Annotated in this window: 14 protein-coding genes and 1 pseudogene; 3 read left to right on the forward strand and 12 right to left on the reverse strand. The window is 55.4% G+C overall.

The window, feature by feature from the left end:
* Nucleotides 1-5: 5 nt before the first annotated feature.
* From GOX21_RS14355 to GOX21_RS14375, 5 genes are all read right to left on the reverse strand, one after another.
* A complete protein-coding gene (locus GOX21_RS14355) occupies nt 6-2072 on the reverse strand; it encodes an FAD-dependent oxidoreductase (protein ID WP_170378081.1) in 2067 nt (688 codons plus the stop codon).
* Between the two features lie 93 nt (nt 2073-2165).
* A complete protein-coding gene (locus GOX21_RS14360; RefSeq protein ID WP_170378083.1) occupies nt 2166-3221 on the reverse strand; it encodes an ABC transporter substrate-binding protein in 1056 nt (351 codons plus the stop codon).
* A complete protein-coding gene (locus tag GOX21_RS14365) occupies nt 3218-4333 on the reverse strand; it encodes an ABC transporter ATP-binding protein (RefSeq protein ID WP_170362043.1) in 1116 nt (371 codons plus the stop codon). The genes GOX21_RS14360 and GOX21_RS14365 overlap by 4 nt, the downstream gene beginning before the upstream one ends.
* A gap of 20 nt (nt 4334-4353) precedes the next feature.
* Nucleotides 4354-5148 (reverse strand): ABC transporter permease, encoded by a 795-nt coding sequence (locus GOX21_RS14370; protein WP_170350831.1) that lies wholly within the window; start codon nt 5146-5148, stop codon nt 4354-4356.
* The gene (locus GOX21_RS14375) at nt 5145-6008 is read right to left on the reverse strand and encodes an ABC transporter permease (protein WP_170362042.1); all 864 of its coding nucleotides are present in this window, start codon (nt 6006-6008) and stop codon (nt 5145-5147) included. The genes GOX21_RS14370 and GOX21_RS14375 overlap by 4 nt, the downstream gene beginning before the upstream one ends.
* A 190-nt stretch (nt 6009-6198) precedes the next feature.
* Here GOX21_RS14375 and GOX21_RS21530 point away from each other — a divergent pair.
* Both GOX21_RS21530 and GOX21_RS21535 read left to right on the forward strand, forming a co-directional pair.
* Nucleotides 6199-6372: pseudogene (locus tag GOX21_RS21530) on the forward strand (TetR family transcriptional regulator); the annotation flags it as partial.
* Between the two features lie 54 nt (nt 6373-6426).
* Nucleotides 6427-6840, forward strand: coding sequence for a TetR family transcriptional regulator C-terminal domain-containing protein (locus GOX21_RS21535; RefSeq protein ID WP_254428563.1), 414 nt, complete (start codon nt 6427-6429; stop codon nt 6838-6840).
* Nucleotides 6841-7006: 166 nt separating this feature from the next.
* On the opposite strand, the gene GOX21_RS14385 is transcribed toward GOX21_RS21535, so the two are convergent.
* Nucleotides 7007-7396, reverse strand: a complete 390-nt coding sequence (locus tag GOX21_RS14385; RefSeq protein WP_170350828.1) for an ectoine synthase — start codon at nt 7394-7396, stop codon at nt 7007-7009.
* A 15-nt stretch (nt 7397-7411) separates the two neighbouring features.
* Complete coding sequence (locus GOX21_RS14390) at nt 7412-8161, reverse strand: SDR family oxidoreductase (RefSeq protein WP_170362040.1); 750 nt, start codon at nt 8159-8161, stop codon at nt 7412-7414.
* 118 nt (nt 8162-8279) lie between these two features.
* Here GOX21_RS14390 and GOX21_RS14395 point away from each other — a divergent pair, with 118 nt between their 5' ends.
* Nucleotides 8280-9158, forward strand: a complete 879-nt coding sequence (locus GOX21_RS14395; RefSeq protein WP_170378085.1) for a LysR substrate-binding domain-containing protein — start codon at nt 8280-8282, stop codon at nt 9156-9158.
* A gap of 24 nt (nt 9159-9182) precedes the next feature.
* Here the strand turns inward: GOX21_RS14395 and urtE are convergent, their stop codons facing one another.
* Genes urtE through urtA form a run of 5 tightly spaced genes read right to left on the reverse strand, consistent with a single transcriptional unit; the run spans nt 9183 to nt 15145 of the window.
* Nucleotides 9183-9878 carry an urea ABC transporter ATP-binding subunit UrtE gene (urtE, locus tag GOX21_RS14400; protein WP_170378087.1) on the reverse strand — a complete coding sequence of 232 codons (696 nt, stop codon included), beginning with the start codon at nt 9876-9878 and terminating at the stop codon, nt 9183-9185.
* 3 nt (nt 9879-9881) lie between these two features.
* The gene (gene urtD / locus GOX21_RS14405; RefSeq protein ID WP_170378089.1) at nt 9882-10622 is read right to left on the reverse strand and encodes an urea ABC transporter ATP-binding protein UrtD; all 741 of its coding nucleotides are present in this window, start codon (nt 10620-10622) and stop codon (nt 9882-9884) included.
* Nucleotides 10619-11848 carry an urea ABC transporter permease subunit UrtC gene (gene urtC / locus GOX21_RS14410; protein ID WP_170378091.1) on the reverse strand — a complete coding sequence of 410 codons (1230 nt, stop codon included), beginning with the start codon at nt 11846-11848 and terminating at the stop codon, nt 10619-10621. Before urtC ends, urtD begins: the two co-directional genes overlap by 4 nt.
* A 3-nt stretch (nt 11849-11851) precedes the next feature.
* Nucleotides 11852-13804, reverse strand: coding sequence for an urea ABC transporter permease subunit UrtB (gene urtB, locus GOX21_RS14415; protein WP_170378093.1), 1953 nt, complete (start codon nt 13802-13804; stop codon nt 11852-11854).
* 60 nt (nt 13805-13864) lie between these two features.
* The gene (gene urtA / locus GOX21_RS14420) at nt 13865-15145 is read right to left on the reverse strand and encodes an urea ABC transporter substrate-binding protein (protein WP_170378095.1); all 1281 of its coding nucleotides are present in this window, start codon (nt 15143-15145) and stop codon (nt 13865-13867) included.
* Nucleotides 15146-15303: the final 158 nt, after the last annotated feature.

The raw sequence follows: 15303 nt of genomic DNA on the forward strand, positions 1-15303 counted from the left end.
GCACCTCATGCAGATTCAAGGGAAACGATTTCCCGACGGAAAAATTCACGGTCGATGTCGCCCGCGTCGCGTTCAAAATTCCTGGCTGCCATGTGGCCCGAATATACAGCGTCAGCGATCAAACCGGGGTTTGCCGCATCACCGATCAGTTCCAGACTTGTCAGTGGCTTGTCGGGCAAATTTCGCAGTTCCTCATAAAGGGCAGTCTCTCGCGCACGCTGCGTGACCAAAACAACTGATGCGCACTCGACGCTTTGTTCGCGTCCGGTATAAGCGCATTGAACTTTCGCCAATCCGGGCGTGATTTCGACCAGGGTCTGGGACAACACCAGCCGAACACCTTTTTCCAACAAGCCGCGTTGCACTTTGACCTGTTCCAAGGTCAATTCAGTGAAAGGTGAAACCATCGAGGCCGGGGTTACAAAGACGACCTCTCGCCCGGCCTGCGCCAGATGATCCGCCAACACACCACCGAGATAGGCCTGATCATCATCGTAGACCATAATCGGGCCATCCCCCGGCATTACCCCTGACATGATGTCGTCCGGAGTGAATACTTGTGAGCCTGACTCTATCGATACGCCCCGGAACGCAGACTTCCCGCGACCGTCTCGCCGCCATGACGCGCCAGTTGCCAGAAAGACGTTCGGAATGCCCAACTCGACAACCTCGCTTGCTGACAAGGAACTGTCGGTGAACAGTTGCACGTTCCCGCGTTGCTGCAAGTCATAGATCCTGTGATCTGTCACGCGCCTCCATGCGGATAGCCCGGCCAGACCGGATTCCTGCAACACGCGCCCCCCAAGCTCTTGCTTGGCTTCGGCCAGGGTTACGTCATAGCCCCGACGCGCCAATTGCATGGCGCATTCAAGCCCGGCGGGACCGCTGCCGACAACAAGCGCGGCTTCTTCTTTTCCTCGGCTCTCTATGATTTCAGGATGCCATTTCCGGCGCCACTCCTCCCCCATCGTCGGGTTTTGAGTACATCGGATAGGAACGCCCAGCGCGTCGGAGGACACACAGATATTGCAGCCAATACACTCGCGAATTCCCTCGATCCGACCTTCCTTTATTTTGTTGGGAAGAAACGGGTCGGCAATGGATGGTCGCGCTGCGCCGATGAAATCAAGGATACCTTTCCTGACAAGTGACACCATCAAGTCCGGAGACGTGAAACGCCCGACACCCACAACAGGCTTGGACGTCACCTGTTTGACGAATTCAATGTATGAGGTTTGAAAACCGTCGCGGGGCTCAAAACGTGTCGTCGCCGAGTCATTGCTCCAGTCCGCGACGTTGACGTCCCATAGGTCTGGCAGGTCTGCCAGCAATTCGACTACGGCACGGCCTTCTTCCTGCGCCTGCATCCCGTCTGATCCCAGCATTTCATCAACTGCGAAACGCAAGGCGATAGCACACTCATCCCCGACCTCTTCTCTGGTTTCTTCCAGAAGCTCTCGGGTTAAGCGCACCCGGTTCTCCAACGAGCCTCCGTATTCATCCGTTCGGTCATTGAACTGAGGCAGCAGAAAATGATGCGGCAGGGTCATGTGATGACCGGCATAAACATACACGATGTCAAAGCCCGCCTCGCGCGACCGCCGCGCCGCCGCACGGTGCCACTTGCGAAACTCGCGAATGTCCGACTTATCCATTGCCCGAGCCTGTTTGGGATACGCTGTTTGCAAGGCAAGTTCTGACGGGCCTAGCAAAGGCGCGCGGCTCAGGTGGTTCTGCGCATGGTGGCCGTTATGTGCCAATTCAATGGCCGCCAACGAACCCTTGGCATGAACTGCATCGGTCATCAGGCGCAGCGCTGGAATATCCCGTTCGTCCCATAGTCGGTTTTCCGCATATGGGGACAAATCTGAAGTGGGATGAATTTCCGTCTCCTGATTGGACACTACGGCCCAACCACCCTCGGCCTTCATTGCCCGCATGGCAGCTTCGGCCTGCGGTCGCAGATGTCCCATACCATTGCAGTGGGGCACCTGATAGAACCGGTTTCGGGCCGATACAGGCCCGATCTGAACCGGTTCAAAGAGAACAGAATATCCGTCAGCGCCTGACATTGTCGCGCTTCCTCCAGAAAATTTGGAAATGGTTCTGTGGGATCGGCGGGCTTTCTAAGGCACCGCCAATCCCAATTGTGTAGTTAGATGGTTCTAAAAGCCCGCTTTGATGCGCTCGAACTCCTTCAACATCTTCGCTTCAATCTCAGGATTGACCGCGTCGAAGAACAGGCTGCCCTCAAAGAAGCTGTCCACGTCCGAGAACCCGTAGGTCTCAATCAACTCTGGATCAGCTTGCGCAAATGCGTCTTCATTGGCATGGGCATAACCCCAGCTTTCGATGATATACTTACCGCTGGCGGCCGAGCTGAGCGCGTTGAGCATGTCGTAGACCTGTTCATCGGACTGTTTGGCAGACTTCAGATGCACGTAACCGCAGACCCAGGTGGCGATGCCTTTGTCCACATCACGCATCATGACTGCTGGGGTTTCGTTCCAAATCAGGTTCAACTCCGATTGGTTCCAGCCCCAACCCAGGGTCACCTCACCACTGGCAATGGCTTGATCCAGTTGACCTGCATCAGACCAGTAGAAACGTACATTGGGATGAATTGCCCGCAGGTAATCCGCCGCCTTCTGGAACTCCTCTTCGCTCATATCGGAATAGCTTGAGGCACCAGTTGCCAGTGCAGCCATGGCGAACGCGCTGGAGGCTGCATCCGGAACGGCAACCTTGCCCTGATAGGCCGGGTCTAACAACAATTGCAGCGAAACATCATCAGCCGAAATCATGTCGGTGCGGTAGATCAGGCCGGTGTTCCCCCATTCAAAGGGTACCATATAGGTCTGCCCGTCGATCGTGATACCATCGACCTCTTTGATCTTGGGCATCAGCTTGTCCCAGTTTTCCAGCTTGCTGGTGTCAATCGGCTTGATCATATCCGCTGCCACCCATTTTCTCAGGGCGTCCGTACACGGATGGGCCAGATCGGCCTCAAACCCGGATTGAAGCTTGGTGAAAGCCTCTTCCACGCTGCCGAAATAAGTGTAGCTGGGCGGCCCGCCGTATTTTTCGACGTAATCACCAAAGAATCCCTGATCCTCATATCCTGACCAGTCGAAAACGGTCAGATCAGCCGCGTCGGCCAATGCTTGGCTTGCCGTGAAGGTGGCAACCACTGCTGCCGTAAGTGATGCTGTTTTATTCATGTGTTTCCTCCCAAAGATTCACGTTTGCCCAAGTCGATCACCGAGGCGCTTTGAACTCCAAGCCAGACGGTATCGTCGCGGCTGTGATCAACTGTGTGAAAGTAGTTTGGCACTGCAACGGCGATGCTTTCCGGCAACCCGTCGACGCGCACATAATAGTGGACGCTTTCGCCATAGAAGGCGACGTCCGACACCTTGCCCTGAACATGCGCGTCGTACCCATCCGGTTTTTCCGCGCTGATCTCCAATTGCTCGGGGCGAACGCCGACCAATAGATCCATGTCATGCACCTGAACGTTGGGGTTCACCCCGATAGTCATCGAGCCAAACCCTTGAACATTCACGTCCAGCGTGTCGGCGTTCTCAGCAGTCACTTCGGCATTCAGAAAGTTCATCCCGCCGATGAAAGAGGCCACTTCTCGGTTGCAAGGTTGGGAATACAGAACCTCGGGCTTGTCGACTTGCTTGAGCTGCCCAGCAAACATGACCCCGATCCGGTCGGACATGGTCATCGCCTCATACTGGTCATGCGTGACCATGACGAAGGTAATGCCAAGCTTTTGCTGCAAGCGGCGCATTTCCAATTGCATCGCTTCGCGCAGGTTTTTGTCCAGCGCGGATAATGGTTCATCCAGCAGCAACACCTTGGGCCGCATGACCAATGCGCGGGCAAGCGCCACACGCTGCCGTTGCCCACCTGACAACTCATTGGCCTTGCGATCCTGCAAGCCGCCGAGTTCCACCATCTCAAGCGCCTCGGCAACGCGTTCCTTGATTTCATTTCGGGATAGCTTTGTCTTTCGCAAGCCGAACCCGACATTGTCACCCACATTCAGGTGCGGAAAGATCGCATAACTTTGGAACACCATGTTGGTGGGCCGCTTGTTGGCGGGCACCTCGCCCATCGTCCGCCCGTCAATCCGGATCTCGCCCTCTTCATGATCCTGAAACCCCGCGATGATGCGCAAGGCCGTTGTCTTTCCACAGCCCGAAGGCCCAAGCAGCGAAAAGAACTCGCCCTCTTTCAAGGTCAGGTTCAGGTCGGACACGGCCACAAAGGAACCAAAGCGTTTTTCGACGCCCTGTATTTCGATGATGTTCTGTTCGCTCATCAGGTTGGTTTCCTTAGGTTTCAATCTGAGGATTGGATGGAACGGCGGCGGAAATATTCGGCAATCAACAGCAGCAGAACCGAGGACAGCAAAAGCAGCGACCCCAGCGCCAGTGTATTAGGCAGCTTTGCCGGAAAGCGGATCTGGCTCCAGATATAGACCGGCAATGTCGGGCTGTTGCCGGACAGGAAGAAGGCCAGAACAAACTCGTCGAATGACACGGTGAACGTGACCAAAAGACTGGCGATGATGCCCGGTGCAACGATTGGTAGGGTGACACGCCGAAAGGTTCCCACAACGCTTTCGCCCAGATCAAACGCGGCCTCTTCCAACGACTGGTCGAAATCGTCAAAGGCCGATTTCATGATCGACACGGCAAAGGGCAAGGCCACAAAGACATGGCCAAGGATCACTGTCGTCAGCGATGGCTTCAGCCCGACGCTGATGAACAGCACCAGCATGGAACTGGCAACGATAATGCCGGGAACGACCAGCGGGAGCATGACCAGACCTTCGGAGAATTCCCGCCCTTTGAACCGGTACCGGACATAGGCGCGCGCAGCGAAAAGGCCCAGAGACGTCGCCATCAAGGCAGTCACGCTGCCAACGATCAGCGAGTTCACCATCGCTTGAAGCAGCGTGTCCTGCTGACCCAACTGCGCGTACCATTTCAGCGTGAACCCCTTGAGCGGGAAGGCCACGATGGTTCCGTCATTGAACGAAAACAGCGGCAAAAGCAGAACCGGCAGGTAGAGAAACACCAGGTAGGCGATCGCGTAAACAAGCAACCATGGGATACGAATGGCCTTGGTCATCTGATCCTCCGCCCCAGAGCGGTGACGACCACCACGAACAGGATTGCAACGCAGCCGACCGAAAGCATGGCAAGCAGAGACAGGGTTGCACCCAAGGGCCAATTATTGGCCGCGCCAAACTGCACCTGAATCAAATTAGCCACCATTTTCCCCTGCGAGCCACCGACCAGGGCCGGCGTGACGTAGTCGCCCACCGTGGGGATGAAGATGATCAAGCAGGCGGCGATGATCCCTGGCACAGTCAGAGGCAAAGTCACGCGCACAAACCGTTCCAGCTTGCTGCACCCAAGGTCGGTTGCGGCCTCTAACAAGCTGCGGTCGATCTTTTGCAGCGACACGTAAATCGGCAGGATCGCAAATGGCGCCCATGCATGTGCAAGTGTAAGGACAACGGCGAATTCATTGTAGAGCAGGAAGGTCAGTGGTTCCTGTATCAACCCCAGCGAAATAAGGGCCGAATTCATCACCCCATTAAAGCCTAGGATCAGTTTCCAACTGAACACCCGCAGCAGGTAGCTGCTCCAGAAGGGAATGGTGATCAGCAATAGCCAGAGGGTCTTTTTCTGCGTCCGAAATGCGATGAAGTAGGCAATCGGATAGGCCAGACCGACTGTTGCCAGCGTCACCGCCCCCGCTATCGCAACCGATCGGATCATTAGATGCCGGACCAACGGATCGGTGAACGCCTCTTGGTAATTCGCCCATGTCAGCGTGCGGTCAATCTCGACATAGGTCTGGGTCCAAAAGCTGTAGGCGACAAGAATGCACAGGGGCACGGCCACAAGCAGACCGACATAGAGCGTCGCAGGCGCGCTCAGTGCCAGGCCCTTGCCCGTTTCACTTCGTATGACTCCAGCCATGCTTCCCTGCTGAACTTTGCTTTCGGTGGCGCGACAATATCGATCACAAAATGGACAATCGTCCATTTAAATCTGGAATTTTAGGGCTAGCTGTGTCAACTGATATTTTCACAACCGGGGCTGGCCAATTTCCCAAAGGCCATTAGAAGGACCCGCAAGAGACTGAAAACAAACAAAACCACCTGATCAGATGACTGGAAGACGACAAGAAATTCGAGAACGAAACCGCCTATCACTGATCGAGGCGGTACTCGACTCGGTCGCAGAAAAGGGGATTTCCGAGACGTCGGTCAGCGAAATCATTCAACGTGCCGATTTATCCCGCGGCATGATTCACCTTCATTTCGGGGGTAAGGACAACCTTGTCGACGAAGCTGCGCGCTATTCGTCCGAGCAATATTACAATGGCATTTATGCCATGCTGGAAACGACCGGACAAACAGGCCAGGAACATATTGAGATGATCGTTCGGGGTGACTTGAGCGAAGCCATTCTCAATAAGAAAAACGTCGCAATTTGGTACGCGTTTCGAGGTGAGGCCAGGAACAGAGCGGCAATCGCTGCGTTTTCAGATACCCGCGATGCAAAGCTTCGGAAACTGATCTTCAACGCGTTCGCCCGCATAGCGAAAGAGACTGAAATCGAACACCCAAATCAAGTTGCGCGCGACGCCACTCACGGCACGCTCGCCATGTTGGAAGGCATGTGGACTGACTACCTGCTTCACCCGGATTCCTTTGATCGCGACGAAGCAATGCGAATTGTCTTTCGGTTCCTGAGGGCAATGTTCCCCAAACATTTCGACCTTAGTGGCGCCCGGTTATATCAATGAAGCTTGCGACACAGTGCCTGTCTGGCCACTTTAGCTTGGGATATCCGACAAGGTTTGCGCTTTCCTTCTTGTGTTGCAGTCACAAGACTGACTAAACGCGCCAGGTTTCCATACATAAGATTGCCTACAGCAATAGGCGTCCTTCGGCGGTTCGTCCCTGCCCTCATCAGGATTCAGTCGGCGCATAGCTTCCGTCTTTGCGATGCACTTCGCGCCCGCTGAGTGGCGGATTGAAGACGCAGACAAGCCGCAAATCAGCGTCTGTTGCGCGAACGAGGTGCCGGTCATGTTGATCCAATGCATAAAGAGTAAATGGCTCAAGCGAATGCCAGGTTTCATCGCCTGAGGTCTTTATCTGCCCTTTGCCTTCGATACAGTAACACGCCTCTAGATGATGGGTGTATTCAAGCTCAAGCATTTCACCCTTTTTGATGATCGTATCCGTAAGCGAAAACCCCATGCCATCAGATGCCAGCAACAGTCGTCTGCTGTTCCAACCCGGACCGGAAACATCCCGATCTGTACCTAGGATTTCATTGAGTGCCCTAACAATCATATTTCTGCCTCGTTGCTACCGAACCGCGCGGTTCATCCCGCCGTCGGACAATATACTCTGACCGTTAATATACCGGGCTCCCTCGCTGGCAAGAAAGACACAAGCCTGTCCAATCTCTTCAAAAGTTGCTGACCGCTGAGCGGGAATTTCACGGCGGGCCCGTTCGGACAGGTTTACGTTCTCGCAGAAGCCGGGCAGCAGGTTATTCATTCGAATATTGTAACGTGCATAGCGATCCCCATAGAGCTTTGAGAAACTGTGCAAAGCGCCGCGCAGCATGCTCATGGGATAGGGCGCACGTGGTTCGATTGTGTTCATGGACGAAATATTTACGAAAGCGCCCCCGCCTTGTTCAATCAAGATAGGCGTGACGATACGAGCAATCTTGACGACGTTCAGCACATACATGTCCAGACTTTCGTGCCACAACTCATCGCTCAGCTCCAAAAGCGGTCCGTCAAAGTCGGGGTCGAATCCCACCGTTTTGATGGCTTCGGGCACCGTTCCGCCGTGGCCCATGTTGCTGACGATTGCATCAATCCGCCCATATTCGCTCATGGTGTCGTCGATCATTGCTTGCAGATCATCGACATCCAGCACAGAACCGCGGCGGCCGATGCCCCCAAGCTCCTCGGCCAGTTCGACCGAGCGGTTCGACGGGGACATCAGCGAAACCTTGTAGCCTGCTTTTGCCATTTCGACCGCACAGCCCCGGCCAATGCCTTGGCCTGTACCTGTCATCAGCGCGACTTTGGATTCGGGCATGGGAATTCCCTTCTTTAGGCAAGCAAAGTGTGAGATTTTTTGTGTTTAGATCAGTCTAACTTCTTACATTTAAGCGCAGCTATCGAATTTTTGGCACGTTACTGTTAGATTTTCTCACATGATGGAAAATCTCAGACACCTTCGTGCCCTTCAGGCGTTTGACGAAACTGCAACCCATTCCAGCCTGACCAAGGCAGCGGGTGTGCTGAACGTCACCCACGGAGCGATCAGCCGACAAATAAAGTTGCTGGAACTGCACCTTGGGGTGACACTCTTTCATCGCCGCCCCAACGGCGTTGAATTGACCAAAGCCGGCAAACGCCTGCACCAATCAACACGCGGGGCATTTTCTGCATTGCAGTTGGGCGTGATGGAGGTGAAGCGATTACATCACCGCCAGTCGATTACAGTGTCTTTATCCACATCATTGGCGCTCAAATGGCTTGTGCCGTTACTAAGTTCGTTTCAACAAGAACATCCGGGTATCGCGCTATTGCTGGACACAAATGATGCCTTTGCCGATTTCGATACGTCCGAGGTTGATGTAGCCCTGCGATTTGGAGAACCGGGTTGGGACGGGCTTTATCACGAGCAAATAAGACAAGAGGAGCTGGTCGTCGTAGCCGCGCCATCGCTTGTCGAGAATACACAGCTGCCAATGCGTGCCACTGACATCACCGATCTTCCACTGTTGCACGATGCCTTCAACATCGGCTGGGAAAGCTGGGCCGCGCAAGTTGGTCTGAACGCGGATCAGATCAACTCGCAGAGCATCAAATACGTGGATAGTGCTGTGCTTTTGGAGGCCGCGATTGACGGACAGGGCGTGGCATTGGCAAGACACCTCTTGGCGGCGAGAGACTTGGAATTTGGTCGTCTGATCCGTCTGGACGAAAGCCATGTTCCGCTGGATCGCGGGCTCTACTTTGTCTGTCGACCCAGCGATCAGGATCGAGTCTCGGTGAGAATTTTCAAGAAATGGCTTTTGTCGATTTGACCTACGGGTTTCATCAAATTCCCCCTAGACGGATACGGCCTGCAACACCTGATTACGCGTAAGGTTATCTCTTGTGCCTTTGATCATGACTTCGCCACGCCGTAACACGACAAGCCTGTCAGCAAGGTCATAGGCAAAGTCGAAATACTGCTCGACCAGAACAATTGCCATTCTACTTGTCGTTCTGAGGTGCCGGATCACTTCGCCAATCTGTTGGATGATGTTCGGTTGAATGCCTTCGGTTGGTTCGTCAAGCAGCAACAGGTTCGGCTTTGTGATCAGCGCCCGCGCGATGGCCAGCTGTTGCTGCTGGCCGCCGGAAAGGTCACCGCCGCGCCGGTTCTGCATCTGTTTGAGGACCGGGAACAGGTCGAATATCTCATCCGGGACGAAATGCTCACTGACAGGCAGGCAAGAGAACCCCGTTTCCAGATTCTCGCGAACTGTCAGCAAAGGGAATATCTCGCGCCCTTGCGGGACGTAGGCCACACCTTTCCAGGCCATCCGATGCGCAGGTAAGACACCCAATTGTTCCCCGTTAAGCTCCAATTTTCCACCGGAACGCGGATGCGTGCCCGAGATTGCCTTCATCAGGCTGGTTTTCCCGACACCGTTGGTCCCCATGACGCAGGTCACTTCACCTTGCCTGGCTTCCATGGAAATCCCGTTAAGAATTTGCGAGTGCCCATAGTGCAAAGTCAGATCGGTCAGCTTCAGCATTGTTTAGCGCCCCAGGTAGACATCGATGACGTCTTGATTAGATGTCACGTGATCAAGACTGCCCTCGGCCAAAACAGATCCTTCGTGCAAAACCGTGACCTTGCAGTTCAGACGCCGCACAAACTCCATGTCATGCTCAACCACCACAACAGCGCGGGTTTTTGCAGCCTTAACAAGCAAGTCTGTAGTGTGTTCACGCTCTTGCGGTGTCATGCCTGCGGCGGGTTCGTCAACCAATAGCAGACGTGGGTCTTGTGCAAGCAGCATGCCAATTTCCAACCACTGTTTCTGCCCATGGCTCAGTTCACCGGATTTGCGGCTTAGTTCCTGATGCAAACCAATTTCGGCGGCCAGATCTTTGACTTTCTGCAGATCATTTGCCGAAGGGCGGTAAAGTAACACACCCAGCCAACCACGTTTGTTTTTAAGTGCCATCAGCAGGTTTTCCTGTACAGTCTGATCTTCGAAGACGGTTGGTTTCTGAAACTTCCGCCCGATCCCTGCCTGCGCGATTTTTGCCTCGGTCATGTCCAACAAAGAAATGGACTTCTTTCCCCAGATAACCCGCCCCTCATCAGGTCGTGTCTTACCTGTGATGATGTCCATGAACGTGGTCTTGCCTGCACCGTTAGGGCCGATTACAGCGCGCAATTCGGCATCACCAATTTGGAACGACAAGTTATTGATCGCGCGGAAACCGTCAAAAGTGACCGAGACGCCGCTCACCTCTAGCAGAGTACTCATTCAATGGCCTCCTTTTCACGCAACGCTCCGTCATCGGGACCCAGGTTGGCACAGTGGCGATCCGGGTGTCGCCGGTCGCTCCATAAGTCGAATAACCCGCCTATCCCTTGCGGAGCGAACAGAGTGACCAGCACGAACGAGACGCCCAGCAGCACCTGCCACCAGTCGACCCATTTGATGGTGTGGAAACCCAACGGAATGTTGGGCGCTTGCCCGCCAGTGAACCAGGTGCTGAGCAGGCTTACAAACGCCGCACCGATCACAGCACCATAGAGACGCCCGCGCCCACCGATGGCGACCCAGACGGCCAGATAGATAGACGCGATGGGGGCCATCTCCTCGGGGTTGATGATGCCTGCCTGCGGGTAATAAAGCGCACCCGCGATGGCGGCTATGCAGGCGGTCAGGGTGAAGACGGTCAGCTTGTAAACCTCGACCGAATATCCAAGAAACCGCACCCGCGCCTCGTTATCGCGGATGCCGCGGATGACCGAGCCAAACTTACCCGAAACGATCCACGCCGCCAGCATGTAACCCAGTCCCAGCGCCAATGCCGAAGCCCAGAGGAACCAGATCGACACCACGTCCTGCGAGGCGGTCACGCCGGGCAAGTTCTGCAAGCCCGACAGCCCGTTGTTGCCACGCAAACCGCTGTCGTTTTGGAACAGATACAGCGCCAAGGCCAATGTCATCGCCTGAGTCAGGATCGACAGGTACACACCGGTAACGCGACTGCGGAAAGCCAACCAGCCAAAAATCAGCGCAAGAAGACCGGGTACCAGCACGATCAGCGCCAACTGCAGAACCAAACTGTGGGAAAACGCCCAGATCAGCGGGAATTCCGATGATCCGACGACGCCGAAAATCTGCGTCCCGATGGCGTCCACGACCTCGGACGGTGTTGGCGGGATGTCGGCCTGCGACAGCGACTCGACCACGATCAGGCGGGTGCGTTCGTACATCAGCCACATGCCGATCATGTAGCCGCCCAGCCCGAAGAAGGCGAAGTGGCCCAGCGACAGGATGCCGGTGAAACCCCAGACCAGATCCATCGCCACTGCGATCAGGCACAAGCATAGGGTCTTGCCCAATGTCTTGACGAAACTGGTTGAGATTACGCCGATCCCGAACCCTTCGGACAGGATGGTCACGCCCAATGTGAACAATGACAGGATGGCCAGAAAGACCAGCACGGAAGGGTTCTTGGCGACGAAGCTGCGTTCCATGTCTCAATCCCCCGCCGCGCGACCTTTGAGGGCGATGATGCCCCTTGGTCGGAACTGGATGAAAACAATGATGAAGACGATCATGTAGGTTTGTGCCGCAAGGGTGTTCGAGGGGTTCATCCACTCGATCCCTTTTTGCAGGAAGCCGATCATCCCCGCCCCGGCCAGTGCCCCCCAGATGTTGCCAACGCCGCCTACGACCACGGTCATGAAGCTTTGAACAATATAGTCGCTGCCCAGATCCGACGTGACCTTGGCAAAAAGGCCAATGGCGACCCCTGCAATCCCGGCGATGCCGGAACCCAAGCCAAAGGTCAGCATATTCACCCGCCCGGGATTGATCCCCATTGATCCAGCCATGCGTGGGTTCTGCGTAACCGCGCGCATCTCAAGACCCAGCCGTGTGCGTTTCATGATGTACAGGAACAGCCCCAGAAAGATCAGAGCCAGCACGAAGATCGCGATGCGGACATAGCTGATCGAAACCACATCATTCAGCACCCACGCCCCATCCAGCCAACCCGGCGCTGTCAGTGGACGGGCCTGCGTGCCAAAAATGTTCTTGGCCAGTTGTTGCAGGGCAATTGAGATGCCGAATGTCGCAAGAAGCGTCTCGAGCGGGCGGGCATAGAGCCAGCGGATCACCAACCGCTCCATCGCGACACCCATGGCGAAGGTGACGGCAAAGGCCATCGGGATCGCGACGATAATCGACAGCGTGTGGTCGGGGATGAATTGCTGAACGACATAGCCCGTATAGGCACCCATCATGATGAATTCGCCATGGGCCATATTGATCACGCCCATCACCCCAAAAGTGATGGCCAAGCCGATGGCCGCCAGAAAATAGATTGATGCCAGTGAGATCGCGTCCAGCAACAGGTCGAGTGTCTGGTTCAACCCGACCTTGAATTCAATATGATCCAAAGCCTTCTCGGCAGCGGCAGTTACCGTAGGCGAGGCCTCGCGATAGGTTTCAAAGAAGACATGTTTGCCCAGCGCGTCATCGATATCCGCCTCTGTTACCAACGCGGAAACCGCCCCCGTTTCAGCCAAGGCGGCATATGCTTGCGTGCGAGCGGTTTCGTTGTTCAATTGTGCAACCGGGACGCCACCGACGCGGCCTCGGTCGATATTCGCTGACAAAGCCGTGCGGATGTCGTCCTGAGACACACGCGGAGCCGCAAGGTTGCTGGCGACCAGCAAGTCATATGCTTCGTCCCGCGACAAGGCCTCTGATCCGGGTTCCAGAACGATAGCGATATTCTCATCCGTCGGCAGATTCGGCGCGACCATTCGTGTGGTCACCACCAAAGGGTTCAGCGCCGCGCGCACGTCGACACCCAAGTCGTTTGACATTTCCTCAACCGCAGCCACGCGAGCCGCGGTGTCTGCGTCGTACCCAATGGTCAGCAATCGTTCGAGCCGCTGTTTCTGCGCCTTCAAATCTGCATCCGTTTCATCCTCGATCGAGGCGCGCAAAGGTTCAAGCAGAGCGCCTTCGGGGTCACGTTGAATAGATTGCAGAGCGGCCAGGCGCCTTTTTCGATCCTGATCGGTCAGTTGGTACTGCACCAAAGCGGTCCCGATCATGGCGCGGACGCCGCTGTTGGGTTTCAATTGTTTCAGATCGGATTTCTCGTAAGTGCCGATTACCTCGCCTGTGTCGAAATCGGTCAGCTCGTATGACCGCCCTTCAACCCTTTTTCCCGCAAAGAACAAACCATCGGATTTGCGCATCCACATGTCCTTGGCGGCCCATGTTTCAAGCATCACCTGCGCTTGTGGTAACCCACTGGCCGTAATCGCATCAATCGCCGGTTTGATCGTCTTGCGCGAGCTCTTGGCGATGATCTCCTGATGGCTTTGCAAGATCGGCTCCAGGCCAGCCTCTTGCGCGTTGGCGGGCAGGCAGGCAAACAGAATTGCGAGGCTCGCAAGGAATAGTCGAAACATGTGGTGAAACCCGTGTGTCTTGGCGGCAAGGCGGGCGATTACACCCGCCTTGCTTGCAGATTAGTAGTTCGACAGGGTCTGAACGCACGTCTTGGTTTCGGTGTTGTACATACCGCAACCAAGATCCTTCCAATCCGATTTCAGGACCGCCGATTCCGGCAGGTAATCGGTCCAGGCGTCGCCTGGCACAACATCTGTCTCGCTAATGATGTCGAACTGGCCGTCTTCCTGAATCTCGCCAATCAGAACCGGCTTGGCGAGGTGGTGGTTCGGCAGCATGACAGCAGTACCACCGGTCAAGTTCGGGAATTCCTGCCCGTACATCGCGGCGCGCACAGCGTCGACTTCGGTTGAACCGGCTGTGGTCGCGGCGTTCACCCACATGTTAAAGCCGATGTAATGCGCCTCCATCGGATCGTTCGTCACGCGCCCGTCACCCATGGTGGCTTTCCAGGTGTCAACGAATTCGGCGTTCTCATCGGTGTCGGCCGACTGAAAGTAGTTCCAAGCCGCCAGATGGCCGACAAGGTTGGCGGTATCGAGACCCGACAATTCCTCTTCCCCGACCGAGAAGGCCACAACCGGGATGTCATCCGCCGATACGCCGGACGCGGCCAGTTCCTTGTAAAAGCCGATATTTGCATCACCATTGATGGTCGAGATCACGCCAACCTTCTTGCCATCTGCGCCCAGCGCAACCACGTCAGCCACGATCTTGGACCAGTCGGAATGGCCGAAGGGCGTGTAGTTGACGAAGATATCGTCATCCGCGATGCCCTTCTGCTTCAGATAGCTTTCCAAAATATTGTTCGTGGTTCTGGGATAGACATAGTCGGTGCCAAGCAACGCAAATTTCTCGACTCCCAGTTCATCCAGGAAATAGTCGGTCGCAGGGATTGCCTGTTGGTTTGGCGCGGCACCGGTGTAGAACACGTTTTTCGAGCTTTCTTCTCCCTCGTACTGAACCGGGTAAAACAAAAGACCGTTGAGTTCTTCGATCACCGGCAGAACCGACTTGCGACTGACCGATGTCCAGTTGCCAAAGATCACATCCACCTCGTGAACAGTCAGCAACTCACGCGCTTTTTCCGCGAACAAGGGCCAGTCCGATGCGGGGTCCACGACGACCGCTTCAAGCTGTTTACCCAACAGACCGCCTTTGGCGTTTTGCTGATCGATCAGCATGAGCATGGTGTCTTTCAGCGTCGTTTCCGAGATTGCCATCGTGCCCGAAAGCGAATGCAGCACTCCGACTTTGATCGTATCTTCGGCCGACAATGCAGCAGTAGCTATGGCCGCAAAGACAACCGATCCGGCGAGCGTGGATTTGAGCGGTTTCATGTAATCCTCCTGGCGGGGCCGGGAGAGAGGGCTTGCGCAAAGGCACGTTTCTCTTCTACCTGATCCCCGCAACTGTTGTTGCGTTTACGTGTGGCGGTTGTGTTCGAGGTCCAATTCGCGCAGCCGTCACACACCCCCGGGTCATCTCCGCGGTGGCA

Source organism: Ruegeria atlantica, from assembly GCF_013032005.1.
Lineage (GTDB): Bacteria > Pseudomonadota > Alphaproteobacteria > Rhodobacterales > Rhodobacteraceae > Ruegeria > Ruegeria atlantica_A.

Coding starts and splice junctions, on each gene's coding strand:
- urtD (WP_170378089.1), bottom strand. CDS start 10,622: ATGAGTACTCTGCTAGAGGTGAGCGGCGTCTCGGTCACTTTTGACGGT.
- urtE (WP_170378087.1), bottom strand. CDS start 9,878: ATGCTGAAGCTGACCGATCTGACTTTGCACTATGGGCACTCGCAAATT.
- GOX21_RS14365 (WP_170362043.1), bottom strand. CDS start 4,333: ATGAGCGAACAGAACATCATCGAAATACAGGGCGTCGAAAAACGCTTT.
- urtB (WP_170378093.1), bottom strand. CDS start 13,804: ATGTTTCGACTATTCCTTGCGAGCCTCGCAATTCTGTTTGCCTGCCTG.
- GOX21_RS21535 (WP_254428563.1), top strand. CDS start 6,427: ATGCTGGAAACGACCGGACAAACAGGCCAGGAACATATTGAGATGATC.
- urtC (WP_170378091.1), bottom strand. CDS start 11,848: ATGGAACGCAGCTTCGTCGCCAAGAACCCTTCCGTGCTGGTCTTTCTG.
- GOX21_RS14385 (WP_170350828.1), bottom strand. CDS start 7,396: ATGATTGTTAGGGCACTCAATGAAATCCTAGGTACAGATCGGGATGTT.
- GOX21_RS14375 (WP_170362042.1), bottom strand. CDS start 6,008: ATGGCTGGAGTCATACGAAGTGAAACGGGCAAGGGCCTGGCACTGAGC.
- GOX21_RS14355 (WP_170378081.1), bottom strand. CDS start 2,072: ATGTCAGGCGCTGACGGATATTCTGTTCTCTTTGAACCGGTTCAGATC.
- GOX21_RS14360 (WP_170378083.1), bottom strand. CDS start 3,221: ATGAATAAAACAGCATCACTTACGGCAGCAGTGGTTGCCACCTTCACG.
- GOX21_RS14370 (WP_170350831.1), bottom strand. CDS start 5,148: ATGACCAAGGCCATTCGTATCCCATGGTTGCTTGTTTACGCGATCGCC.
- GOX21_RS14390 (WP_170362040.1), bottom strand. CDS start 8,161: ATGCCCGAATCCAAAGTCGCGCTGATGACAGGTACAGGCCAAGGCATT.
- GOX21_RS14395 (WP_170378085.1), top strand. CDS start 8,280: ATGATGGAAAATCTCAGACACCTTCGTGCCCTTCAGGCGTTTGACGAA.
- urtA (WP_170378095.1), bottom strand. CDS start 15,145: ATGAAACCGCTCAAATCCACGCTCGCCGGATCGGTTGTCTTTGCGGCC.